This is a genomic window from Blautia sp. An81 (assembly GCF_002161285.1).
Taxonomy (GTDB): domain Bacteria; phylum Bacillota; class Clostridia; order Lachnospirales; family Lachnospiraceae; genus Blautia; species Blautia ornithocaccae.
In genome coordinates, this window is the sequence record NZ_NFHH01000004.1 from 109,815 (window position 1) to 122,669 (window position 12,855).

Below are 12,855 nucleotides of genomic sequence, written 5' to 3' on the forward strand. Positions count from 1 at the left end.
AGGAAACAACATGGCGATATTAGAAGTGATAAATCTAAAAAAAACCTATACCACCCGTTTCGGCGGCAGTCAGGTGCGGGCGTTAAAAAACGTAAATTTTACTGTGGAAAACGGAGAATACGCAGCAGTGATGGGCGAATCCGGTTCCGGAAAGACGACTCTGCTGAATATCCTGGCGGCTCTGGACCGGCCCAGTTACGGTACCGTGCTCCTGGACGGACGGGATATTACCAAGCTGAAGGATAAGGAGCTGTCCGGTTTCCGGAGAGATAATCTGGGATTTGTATTCCAGGATTTTAACCTTCTGGATACCTTTTCTGTCCGGGACAATATTTATCTGCCTCTGGTACTGGAAGGAAAACACTACCGGGAAATGGAAGCAAAGATCCTTCCTGTAGCCCGGAAGCTGGGAATTGCAGACATACTGGAGAAATATCCCTATGAAATCTCCGGCGGACAGAAACAGCGGGCGGCAGTGGCCAGAGCGCTGATCACCAATCCCCGGCTGATCCTGGCGGATGAGCCTACAGGAGCCCTGGACTCCCGATCTACAGAGGAACTTTTGGACCTGTTCTCTGCCATACATGCCGAAGGGCATACCATTCTTATGGTGACCCATTCGGTGAAAGCAGCCAGCCGGGCTGGCCGTGTGCTCTTTATAAAGGACGGGGAGGTCTTCCATCAGTTATATCGGGGAAACAGTACCAATCAGGAGATGTATGAGAAAATTTCCAATACACTGACTGCCCTGGCGGGAGGTGAAAGACTGTGAAAAAGAGACTTTATCCCCGGCTTGCCTGGCAGGGAATCTGTAAAAACGGAAAGATTTATTTTCCGTATCTGGCAGCTGGCATTTTTGTGGTCATGGTTTTTTATCTCATCGGCTTTCTCTCCAGCGACCCGGTGGTCCGGGAAATGGACGGAGGAGAACAGATGCAGATTGTTCTCTCACTGGGAACAGTGGTTATGGGAATCTTCTCTGTTATCTTTCTCTTCTATACCAATTCTTTTCTCATGAAGAGAAGAAAAAAGGAACTGGGCCTGTATCATGTTTTGGGCATGGGAAGAAGGAATATCGGGATTGTACTGATCTGGGAAAACCTTATGACAGGAGGCATCTCTCTGGGAGCGGGACTCCTTGGAGGAATTCTGTTTTCTAAGGTGGGACAGCTTGCTATGATCTATCTCCTTGAAGGAGAGGTGAACTTTTCTTTTTCTGTAAATACAGAAATCCTTTTCCTTACCCTGAAAGTTTATGGAGCTATCTTTTTCCTGATTCTGGTATACGGAATCCTTCAGATATTCAGGACCAAACCTCTGGATCTTCTGAAAAGTGAGAGCCTGGGAGAGCGTCCTCCTAAAGCCAATTGGCTGACTGCAATCCTGGGAACTGTTCTTCTGGCAGGGGCCTACTTCCTGTCCATAACGGTGAAAGAGCCTGTAGCCATTGTCTGGCTTTTCTTTGTGGCGGTGATCATGGTAATCGGGGCCACTTACCTGCTCTTTATGGCAGGATCCGTTACCCTGTGCAAAATACTGAAAAAGAATAAGAAATATTACTATAAGACGAACCATTTTGTATCCCTGTCTTCTATGATGTTCCGTATGAAAAGAAACGGAGCCGGTCTTGCCTCTATCTGTATCCTGTCTACCATGGTCCTGGTCATGGTGTCCGGTACAGTCAGCCTGTTTCTGGGAACAGAGGACAGCCTTCGCTCCAGATATCCCAGAAACCTGGTGGTAAATACTCCGTCTCTGGAAGAAGGGGTTGTAAGTCAGGTAAGCCAGATCGTAGAAGGAGCTTTGAAAAAATATGGAGTTCAGGAAGAAAATGTTCTCCACTACCGACAGCTTGTAATGTCCGGTATGGTAGAAGAAAACCAGGTGATCCTGGACTACGCAAATAAGGGGAAATTCTCTTACACAGAATATGAGAATGTCCGTCAAATTATTGTGGTGCCTGTGGAAGACTATAACCGGATCATGGGAACAGATGAGACTCTGGACAGACAGGAAATCCTGGTGTGCAATACAAAGTCAGGCTTTAAGGAAGATTATCAGGAACTGACCCTGGAAGGACTGGGGACCTGGAAGATCAAAGACCAGGTAGATTTTGTAGACAACGGAGTAGACGCCATGCAGATCATTCCTACCACCTATCTCTTTGTATCGGATGTAAGTGTGATGGTGGAAATGTATCAGAGTTATCCTAAGGCCGGGGAAACGTTTGAATTCTGGAATTACTATGGAACAGATCTGGACTGCAGCGATGAGACCCAGAGCCTTATTGCCCAGGAGATCAGCGCAGGACTTCAGAGCCTGGGAGAACAGGATCCTGCTTTTTCCGGAACTACTGTAGAGTGTGTAGGGGTAGAGCGGATGGATTTTTATTCTACGTATGCAGGACTGTTCTTCCTGGGGATCCTGCTGGGCATCGTGTTCCTTCTGGGGATGGTGCTGATCATGTATTATAAGCAGGTGTCAGAAGGCTATGAAGACCAGAGCAGATTTGAGATCCTCCAGAAGGTAGGCATGACCGAAAGGGAAATCCGGAAAAGCGTCAATTCTCAGGTCCTTACGGTGTTTTTCATGCCTCTGATCTGGGCGGGGATCCACACAGCCTTTGCTTTTCCGATGATCTACCGGCTGCTGCAGCTTTTCAGTCTTCACAATATGTGGCTTCTTATCGGAATCACCGGAGGATGCTTCCTGGGATTCGGACTGGTGTATGTGCTGATGTATCTGCTGACGTCAAAAAGCTATTATAAGATCGTCAGGGGCGGAAGTTTTTCTTCACGTAGGCAGAGGGGGTAAGCCCCGTACACTTTTTAAAGATTTTACTGAAATAATACGGGGTGTTTCCGCAGCCAACCAGCTCGGCAACATCCTGTATTTTTTCGCCTCCGCTGGAAGCCAGGATTTCCTTTGCTTTCTGAACACGGAGATTCATAAGAAAACCGGAAAATTTTTCGCCGGTTTCTTTTGTAAAGCAGCGGCTGACATAACTGACATTCATGTAAAGATAGTTTTCCGAGATCCATTTCAAGGTCAGATCCGGGTTCTTGTAATGCTCCTGGATATAGTCTATGAGTTTCGTAATAAAAGGGCTGTACTGCCGGGAACTGAAAGAAGAAACGGATATGACTTTCTGGATATAGTCCAGGACCAGAACCGGGATTTGTGCCATATTTTCTTCTTTGTGCAGGTTGTAAAGGAAATCTGTGATCTCAGGAAGGATCCCGGAGGGCAGATGGGTTCCCAGGGAAATAATAATATTATCTGCAAGCTGCAGGAGAAAATCCTTGTTGGAGACGGAGGTCAGAATGCTTTTCAGCTCCCGCAGACTGCTTTCACGTTCCTCGGAATTTCCGGCAGAGAGCAGAGGAACAAGATGGTTTATCTTTTCCACAATCTGTCCGTAGTTAAAGGTGGGAACTTTTCCGGTGCCTTCAATGAAATACATGGTGTCATAGCGCTTTATTCTTTTGATCAGCATAGTCAGCAGAGATTTCAGATCCGGGTATTTCTGCCGCTGATAATCAACGGAAACGGTCTCGCCGGGAAAGGATACCGACTGAAAATAAGCATCCAGTTCCTCATAGGAGGATTCTCCGTTAGTAAAGAAAAACAGAAGAATATTTTTGATATATATGAGGTAAACCTCTGTATCCGGCATACTTTCCTGGCGGAAAGTATGGAATTCTTTCAGACAGAGATCCAGATTTTTTTCTTCCAGGTAATAGACACAGCAGAACTGATAAGGGACATTTGTCAGATCCAGATAATGCTCGTAGGACTCAAAAAAAGAATCCGACAGAGAGATTAAAGATACGCCTTCCCGGATCATGTTCTGGATCAGTGTTTTATGGAGATCTTTCAGTAAAGCTCCGTTTGGACCTTTTTCACTGTCTCGCTCAGAGACTGCCTGATAATAATCCCTGGTTACATCCTGGATACAGTCAATAATCTGCTCTTCCGTGCAGGGCTTCAGCAGATAATGACGAACGCTGCATTTCATGGCTCTTTTTGCATAGTCAAATTCTCCATAGCCGGACAAGATGATAAACTGGGTATTAAGATCTGTACGGCTGATCCGTTCAATCAGCTCCAGTCCTGAAATGCCTGGCATCCGGATATCGGTCATAACAATATCCGGACACTCGTCCAGAATGGTATGATAGGCGTCTACTCCGTCGGTACAGGTGCCGATAAGCCGGATATCATATTTTTCCCAATCAATAATATTGGCAATAGCCTGGCAGATCATTTCTTCATCATCTACAATCAGCAGTTTTAACATATTCTTACTCCTTCTTTTTACAGGGAATGCGGATCTCAGCTACCGCACATTCTTCATAGGTTTCTTCATCTTCAATATTATAAAGCAGCAGTCCGTAGGGCTCTCCGTAAGTCAGCTGAAGCCTGCGGTGGATATTCAGGATACCGATACCAAATCCGTGAGGCTGTATTTCGCCGCTCTGCAGTTTCTCCATGCAATTTTCTTCAAAGGAAGATCCGGTATTGGTGATCCGGATGATCAGCAGCCCCAGGACTTCCCTGCAGACAATGGAAATATAGCAGGTTTCTGAGGATTCTTCCAGGCCGTACCGTATGGCGTTTTCCAGCAGAGGCTGAATGGTGAATTTGGGTATGAAAACTCCCAGGAGATCGGAAGGCACATCTGCGGAAAAATCCAGCCGGCGTTGATAGCGGATTTTCTGTATGGTAATATAGTTGTTTACGATCTGCATTTCCTGATCCAGAGTAAAATCTTCAGAATTTTTTCCAAGAGAGAAGCGCAGCAGACTGCCCAGAGCTGTGGTGATCTGAGAAATTTCTTCGGACTTGATCATTTTCGCTCTCCAGTTAATGGATTCCAGAGTATTGTAGAGAAAATGAGGATCCATCTGGCTTTCCATAGCTTTTAGCTGGGCTTCCTTTTTTAAAATCTCGTTTACATAATTTTCCTGGATCAGAGTCTGGATCTTTTCTACCATAGAATCAAAATTTTTATAGAGAAGGCCGATTTCATCTTCCTGGTATTTTCTGGGCGCCTCCGGCACCTGATAGTTTCCTTCTCCAAAACTTTTCATATTTTCCATCAGCCGGTCAAAGCGATAGAAGATGGCAAGTATGACTTTTACAGCCAGATAGCTGACCACAGCCAGAGCAGCCACCATAATAAGCAGGAAGAGCCTTCCTGATAAAGTGACGGTTTTGTAAACAGAACTGTACGATACGGTAGAAATATAATCCCAGTCATAGAGAGGGATTTTTCCCCGGACGGCGAATAAGGTCTCTTTGCCGGCTTTTTCAATTCCGTAATCTCCCGACAGATCTTTGGAAAGTTCCACTGCCTGACGGTCGGAGAGTGTGCTTCCATTATAGATCAAAGCATCGCCGTCAAACAGGAGACAGGACATATCATCATAATCTGAGTGGGAACTGACTGCCGTCTCAGTAAGAGCGGCGGGGTTCAGAGAAATGATCAGAACTCCTAAAGGCTCCAGGCTCAGTTTGTCGATTTTTCGCAGTTCCTTTACAATAAATATTCCATACTGGGATCCGAAGTCGGGTACCACAGTAGTAGCTCCCTCCCGGCTCTGGGCTCTGGCGATCAGGGAGGAGCGGAGCTGGTAGGGAACTTCCATAAAAGAGGACAGGGAAGTGGAAATGATCTCCTGATCCTGGATAATGGACATATAGGAAATAGAATCATTCTGAAAGGCAAAGAGATAGCCGGATAATTCATTATAGATCCTGGTGTTGTATATCTGCCGCTGTGATCCCTGCTCTAATTCTTTCATTTCTTCCAGATTGGTCTGGATCACCTGGCTGGCTAAAATCGAGTCTATGATGGAATCCACAGACTGAAGCTGACTGGAGATATCCGAGGCTGCATAGGTCATGGAAGCAACAATAGACTGATACAGCCTTTTTTCATAAGATCTGGATGTAAAGGCCATAGTCGCCAGTCCGGAAAGAAAAAGAATAAAAAATCCGGAAAATATAACAATCAGTATTTTGTATTTCAGACTCAGGTCATAGAAGCACCTGTCAAGAGTTTTAAAGGGATTTTTGCGTATGTTCATCAGTATTTTCCTCCACTGAAATTATAGATTATGAAAAAAGAAAGCACAATTCTTTTCAGTTCCGGGGAATAAATAAAGTAATGAAATTACCGGAAAAGTCATTTTCTTACAGGCAGCAGTAAAAAAATTGCGAAAGAAAGTCATGTTTCTAAATTTCTTTTCGTCATTTTTTTGCTTATAATTGGGTTATCCAAAAACAAAGATGCATCTTGAACAAAAATTATGGAGGAATGTAAAGTGAAAAAGAAATCTTTAAAGAAAGCAGCAGTTCTTGCCATAGCAGGCGCTATGGCGGTAACATCCCTGGCAGCATGCGGTGGCTCCGGCAGCGGAAAGGATAGCGAAGGAGGAAGTTCTGATTCCCTCACAATGGCATGGTGGGGCAATCAGGTAAGAAATGAGCGCACCCAGCAGGCTCTGGACGCATACAAGGAAGAGAGCGGCATAACAGTAAGCGGTCAGTTCTATCAGTGGGGCGATTATTGGAGCAAAATGGCAACCTCTGCAGCAGGAAAGAAGATGCCGGATGTGATCCAGATGGATATGTCTTACATTCAGCAGTATGTAGATAAAGGACAGCTTCTTGATCTGACACCATATATTGAAGACGGAACCCTGGATACCTCCAATATTTCAGAAGACATTGTGAATATGGGTAAAGTAGGAGACGGTATCTATGGCATTGCTGCCGGAACCAGTGCTTCCTGTATGTTTTATAATAAGACCCTTTTAGACGAGCTGGGAATCACCATTAATGACAACATGACTTTGGACGAATTTATTGATATTTCTAAACAGGTATATGAGGAGACCGGATATCGTTCCAACCTGTACCACTATGGCCTGTATATGGATATGTATGCAAGAGCCAACGATATCCAGGCCAGCGACAAATTAGGGGGCGACAGCGCAGATGACTATCTGCCATACTTTGAAACACTGGAGACCGGCATTAAAGAGGGATGGCAGATCTCTCCAAGCCAGGCGGCAGATACAGACAGTGTAGAGGAAGATCCTATGGTATACGGGTCAAATCCGGATAACATGACCTGGTGCACCATTAACGGTTCTGCACAGCTTACCGCATATCAGGCAGCAGCACCGGAAGGAACAGAGATTGCTCTGACGACTATTCCTACAACCGATCCTCAAAAATCTAACTATGTAAAACCTGCTATGTACTTTTCTGTAAGTGCAGATACAGCCAATCCGGAAGAAGCTGTAAAACTGCTGAACTATCTGACCAACTCTGAGACAGCCTATGATATTCTGCTTGCAGAAAGAGGCGTACCTGCTTCCACAGCTATTTCTGAGGCGATCATGGACAAATTAAGTCCTGCAGAGCAGGAAAATGCAAACTTTGTAAATAATGTGATCGCACCGAATTCCAGCCCGATGCCTCCGTTCCCTGTAGAAGGAAGCACAGAGGCCCAGGATCTTTTAAGAAAACTGGAAGAAAAGGTAAAATACGGAGAATATACAGCCCAGCAGGCTGCAGATGAATACTTCACAGAAGCGAATAAAATGCTTCAGGGTGAATAAAGAAAACCAGGCTTGGAGCCGCTGCCCTTTGCATAAGGCGGCAGCGGCTCTTTTTGTGCGATACGCCCGGCAAGCGGCTGCCGTGCTTGCACGAGCAGACATTTGCAGGGCAACGGACAACGAACGGCTTTGCCGTGAGCTGGCAGCGATACGCCCGGCAAGCGGCTGCCGTGCTTGCACGAGCAGACATCTGGTAAAACTCCGATGATGAGAAAGGAGAAATGGTTTTTTCATGAATAAAAGCAGTAAATTTTATCGGTTTATAAATAAAGAAAAAAATGTAGGCGTGATCTTCTGCCTGCCCTTTATTGTCGGCTTTCTGGTATTTCTGATCGTACCTATGGGAATCTCATTGTATTATTCCTTCTGCGATTACGACATACTGTCTCCGCCGGAATTTGTGGGATTAAAGAACTACATAGAAATGTTTACCCAGGATGAAGTATTCTGGCACTCTGTAAAAGCAACCTTTTATTTTGCTCTGGTATCTGTGCCTCTTCGTCTGATCTTTGCGCTGCTGGTAGCCATGATCCTTGTACGGCCCACGAAAGCAACAGGATTTTACAGAGCTGCCTATTATCTGCCTTCGATCATCGGGGGTTCTGTTGCTGTGGCGATCCTGTGGAAAAGAATGTTTGCACCGGACGGCGTGATCAACAGCCTTTTAGGACTGATCGGAATTGATACAAACTTTGCATGGCTCAGTGACACAAGAACAGCAATCTGGACTCTGATCATTCTGGCTATCTGGCAGTTCGGATCTTCTATGCTGATCTTTCTGTCTGCTTTAAAGCAGATACCCAAAGAATTATATGAAGCGGCTGATGTAGATGGCGCAAATAAGTTCACAAAATTTTTCAAGGTTACCCTGCCTCTTCTGACACCGACGATTTTCTTTAATCTGGTTATGCAGATCATCAACGGATTCCTGGCCTTTACCCAGAGTTTGATCATTACCCAGGGAAAACCTATGGATACCACACTTTTCTATGCGGTATATATGTATCAGCAGTCCTTTAATTTCAATCAGGCGGGATATGCATCTGCAATGGCATGGGTAATGCTGCTGCTGATCGCAGTGATCACCTTTATTTTATTTAAGACCAAAAGATTCTGGGTTTATGAACAGGAGTGATAGAAGTGAAAGCGAAAAAAAGAACAGGTACGATTATTTATCATATTTTAGTATGCGGTTTCGGACTGCTGATGCTTTATCCGCTGTTTTGGATGTTTATGAGTTCTTTTAAAGACACCAATACCATCTTTACAACAGCCAGAAGTCTGATCCCGGATCCTTTTACTCTGGAAAACTATGCAAATGGATGGAAGGGATTTGCGGGGGTATCTTTTGCTACCTTCTTTAAAAATTCTCTTTTTGTAGCAGTTTTAGGCACGATCGGTACGCTGGCTTCTTCTGCCTGTGTGGCCTTTGGTTTTGCCAGATGTCAGTTCAGGGGGAAGAAACTTCTCTTTGGCGCTATGCTGGCTTCTATGATGCTGCCGGGACAGATCCTGATGGTTCCCCAGTATCTCTGGTATGAGAAACTGGGCTGGGTAGGAAGCTTTGCTCCACTGATCGTTCCTTTCTGTTTTGCGATTCAGGGATTCTTTGTTTATCTGATGATGAACTTTATTCAGGGTATTCCGAGAGAGCTGGACGAGGCGGCAAAGATCGACGGCTGCTCTTATTATGGGATCTTCGGAAGGATCATTCTTCCGCTGATGTCCCCGGCTCTTATTACCGGCGCTATTTTCTCCTTTATGTGGAGATGGGATGACTTTATGTCTGCTCTGCTTTACATTGATGATCCGTACAAATATCCGGTGTCTCTTGCACTGAAACTGTTCTGTGATCCGGGTTCTTCTTCCGATTACGGAGCAATGTTCGCTATGGCTACTTTGTCCATTATTCCCATTGTACTGATCTTTATTTTCTTCCAGAAATATCTGGCAGACGGAATCGCTACATCAGGCTTGAAAGGATAATATCATATTATGAGAAATTGGGAACAGGCGTGGCTGGCTTATCAGCCCAATGAAGACTATAGAGATAAGAATATTTTCCGTTCCTATTATACAAAGGAGTACGGAAACTGCTGCAAAAGAGCAGAAGAGGAGATAAGTATCGCTTCAAAAGCTCTTTTTGGTACAGAATCAGAAAAAGTTTCAGAAAAGGAAGAAGCAGGGATCGTCCTGGAAAAAAATCCTGGGCTGTCAACGGGAGAGGAAGGCTATTTTATACAGGTATCAGATTCTCAGGCAGTGATTCAAAGCGCAGGAGAAAAAGGAATTTTATACGGGACTTTCCGCCTTCTTTTCATGGCTTCTGCAGGTGAAAGCATCCGTGGTCTGGAAATCAGAGAGAAGCCGGAAAATCCTTTTCGGATGCTGAACATGTGGGATAATATAGACGGTACTATAGAGAGAGGTTATGCAGGGAACTCTTTTCTCTATGAAAAAGGAGAAATCCAGATCACGGACAGGACCAGAGATTTTGCCCGGCTTATGGCCTCTGTGGGAATCAATGCCATTGCTATCAATAATGTAAACGTGAGAGACGGGGCAGAGTGGCTGATCACCCAGCGCCACAGAGAAAAATTAAAAGCCCTGGCTGAAATCCTGGGAGACTATGGGGTATCCATGTATCTGTCCATTGATTTTGCGGCGCCTATGACTATAGATGGCCTGGCGCTCAGTGATCCGTTGGATTCCCAGGTAAGACAGTGGTGGAAAGAGAAAGCCAGAGAACTGTTTGAGGATATTCCCAATCTGGGGGGATTTCTGGTGAAAGCAGATTCCGAAGGCCGTCCCGGACCTTTTGCCTATGGAAGAAACCATGCAGATGGGGCCAATATGCTGGCAGAAGCCGTACAGCCTTATGGAGGAACTATTATCTGGCGGTGCTTTGTATACAACTGCCAGCAGGACTGGAGAGACGAGAAGACAGACAGAGCAAAAGCGGGATATGACAATTTTGCTCCTTTGGACGGAATGTTTGCAGATAATGTGATCCTTCAGATCAAGAATGGTCCTATTGATTTTCAGGTAAGGGAACCGGTCCATCCTCTTTTCGGCCATCTTTCCAGGACAAATCAGATTCTGGAAGTTCAGGCAGCCCAGGAGTATACAGGACAGCAGATCGATGTGTGTTACCTGGTTCCTATGTGGAAAGAAGTTTTGGATTTTACTACCGGATGTGGAAAGGAACAGGATACGGTAGCAGACATTGTGTCGGGCAGGACTTTCGGACAGGTACGCTGCGGCATGTCGGCAGTATCTAATACAGGAAAGGATCCAAACTGGACAGGCCATGACCTGGCTGGAGCCAATTTCTTCGGATTTGGCCGTCTGGCCTGGAATTCTTCTCTTGACAGTGGAGAAATTGCCAGAGAATGGACGAAACTCCAGATCACCAGAGATCCTCAGGCTGTGGAACTGATCACAGGAATCCTTCTGCGGTCCAGAGAAGTGTATGAAAAATACACAGCGCCTCTGGGAATCGGTTTTATGGTGAATCCCTCCTATCACTATGGACCAAATCCGGAAGGGTATGAATATTCTCCCTGGGGAACTTATCACCGGGCGGATCATCTGGCTATCGGTGTGGACAGAAGCGATACAGGAACCGGATACAGTGAGCAGTATTTTGAGAAAAATGCCTGTGTTTATCGGAACAAAGAAACCTGCCCGGAGAATCTTCTCCTGTTCTTCCATCGGCTGCCCTATACCTATCGGCTCTCTTCGGGGAAAACTCTGATCCAGCATGTGTATGATATCCATTTTGAAGGATATGAGGACGTAGAGAAGATGGAACAGGAATGGATTTCTCTGGAAGGAAAGATCCCGCAAAAGATATATGAAAGAGTGAAAGAGCGGTTTGACCGCCAGAAAAAGAACAGCAGAGAATGGCGGGATGTGATTAACAGCTTTTTCTACCGCAAGTCCATGATTCCTGATGAAAAGGGACGGAAATTATATTAAATAAATGATACAGAATGCTCTCATACAGATTTTGGCCAGTCTGGATGAGGGCATTTTTTCTTTTGGGGGAAATATATATCTTATGAATAGTCGCTGCAGGATACTTGTGTTATACTTAAGGCTATATGAGAGATATGATAAAGAATCAGACAAGGAGCGTATCAGCTTATGACAGTCACTATGGTAAAAAAACTGAATCCATATTTTGAGATCATCGGCCTTCTCTATGACAGCGTCCGTCCGGAATCTGCGGAAGAAGAAGCATGGAAAAAGTCTGCCCGGAACCGGGGACTAAATCCGGAAGAGCTTAACAGGAAGATAGGACCTGTTATAAGAAAATACCATGCCGCTTTTCAAAAATACAGGACAGGCAGGGAGATGGAAGACTTTGACTTTTTCTTTATGCATGAGGAACCGGAGTTTGCCCTTTTTTTCCAGAGTATCTGCGGAGAGCATCCGGAATGGTTTGAAGGGGAGCTGAAAGAAGAGCAGAAAGGAGAAGTCCAACTGGCTTTCCTCCGGGAATTTTCAGAAGAAGAGCAGATCACAGAGCCGCCGGCCTTTGAGAAAATGGTAAGAATCCTGGAAAGGGCCGGTTACAGCGGCGGCCTGGGATGGAAGTTTCTGCTTTTTCTCCAGGAGCCGGTGAAAAAACTGCAGAATCTTTCCCGGATCTTAAAGGCAAACTTCTCTGCATTTGAAAAAGCAAAAGAAGCCGTTCAAAAGCCGCTGGAAAAGTTGATGGAAGATTTTCAGAAAGGTATGGAAAAGGAGTATCTGATCGCTAAAATTTCCGGGGATGTTACAGCTTTTCCAACCTTGGTATGCTCGGGAGCAGAGGTCATCAGTTCAAATCCGGAAAGCACCACGGCCTATATCGGCCTGTTTGTAAAGGACATTTATAAAATGCTGGAAAAGAGCAGAAACAACAGAAAACACCTGCTCCCTGTGCTGAAAGCTCTCAGTGACAGCAGCAAATTTGAAATCCTTCAGTCTCTGCTCATATCTCCAAAATACAATCTGGAGATCGCAGAGGAATTAAAACTATCGCCCCCTACTGTGTCCCATCATATGAGCGTGCTTTTGGAAAACGGACTGGTAGATGTAGAGAAAAAAGAGGGAAAAGTATATTATACTCTTTCCAAAGAAAGGCTCAGAGAAGCGGTGGGAGAACTGGAGAAGATTTTTTCTATATGATGAAGAGGCCCCGTAACTGACAAAAGAAGCAATGGCGGGGCCC

Annotated in this window: 10 protein-coding genes; 8 read left to right on the forward strand and 2 right to left on the reverse strand. The window is 45.2% G+C overall.

All coding sequences use genetic code 11. The annotated features are described in order from the left end of the window. Positions 1-10: 10 nt before the first annotated feature. Complete coding sequence (locus tag B5G33_RS05410; protein WP_087416956.1) at positions 11-772, forward strand: ABC transporter ATP-binding protein; 762 nt, start codon at positions 11-13, stop codon at positions 770-772. Then, the gene (locus tag B5G33_RS05415; RefSeq protein WP_087416957.1) at positions 769-2,814 is read left to right on the forward strand and encodes an ABC transporter permease; all 2,046 of its coding nucleotides are present in this window, start codon (positions 769-771) and stop codon (positions 2,812-2,814) included. Before B5G33_RS05410 ends, B5G33_RS05415 begins: the two co-directional genes overlap by 4 nt. Here the strand turns inward: B5G33_RS05415 and B5G33_RS05420 are convergent. Both B5G33_RS05420 and B5G33_RS05425 read right to left on the reverse strand, forming a co-directional pair. After that, entirely contained in the window at positions 2,774-4,300 is a 1,527-nt protein-coding gene (locus tag B5G33_RS05420) for a response regulator transcription factor (RefSeq protein WP_087416958.1), read from the reverse strand. The genes B5G33_RS05415 and B5G33_RS05420 overlap by 41 nt on opposite strands. Before the next feature lie 4 nt (positions 4,301-4,304). After that, a complete protein-coding gene (locus B5G33_RS05425; protein ID WP_087416959.1) occupies positions 4,305-6,092 on the reverse strand; it encodes a sensor histidine kinase in 1,788 nt (595 codons plus the stop codon). 237 nt (positions 6,093-6,329) lie between these two features. Here B5G33_RS05425 and B5G33_RS05430 point away from each other — a divergent pair, with 237 nt between their 5' ends. From B5G33_RS05430 to B5G33_RS05450, 6 genes are all read left to right on the forward strand, one after another. Continuing rightward, positions 6,330-7,634, forward strand: coding sequence for an ABC transporter substrate-binding protein (locus B5G33_RS05430; RefSeq protein WP_242971294.1), 1,305 nt, complete (start codon positions 6,330-6,332; stop codon positions 7,632-7,634). After that, complete coding sequence (locus B5G33_RS21610) at positions 7,627-7,842, forward strand: hypothetical protein (RefSeq protein WP_204247339.1); 216 nt, start codon at positions 7,627-7,629, stop codon at positions 7,840-7,842. Before B5G33_RS05430 ends, B5G33_RS21610 begins: the two co-directional genes overlap by 8 nt. A gap of 24 nt (positions 7,843-7,866) precedes the next feature. Next, complete coding sequence (locus tag B5G33_RS05435) at positions 7,867-8,769, forward strand: carbohydrate ABC transporter permease (protein WP_087270131.1); 903 nt, start codon at positions 7,867-7,869, stop codon at positions 8,767-8,769. A gap of 5 nt (positions 8,770-8,774) precedes the next feature. Then, the gene (locus B5G33_RS05440) at positions 8,775-9,620 is read left to right on the forward strand and encodes a carbohydrate ABC transporter permease (RefSeq protein WP_242971295.1); all 846 of its coding nucleotides are present in this window, start codon (positions 8,775-8,777) and stop codon (positions 9,618-9,620) included. A 9-nt stretch (positions 9,621-9,629) separates the two neighbouring features. Then, positions 9,630-11,615, forward strand: coding sequence for a glycoside hydrolase family 20 zincin-like fold domain-containing protein (locus tag B5G33_RS05445; RefSeq protein WP_204247340.1), 1,986 nt, complete (start codon positions 9,630-9,632; stop codon positions 11,613-11,615). A gap of 168 nt (positions 11,616-11,783) precedes the next feature. Continuing rightward, positions 11,784-12,812 carry a metalloregulator ArsR/SmtB family transcription factor gene (locus tag B5G33_RS05450; protein ID WP_087416961.1) on the forward strand — a complete coding sequence of 343 codons (1,029 nt, stop codon included), beginning with the start codon at positions 11,784-11,786 and terminating at the stop codon, positions 12,810-12,812. Positions 12,813-12,855: the final 43 nt, after the last annotated feature.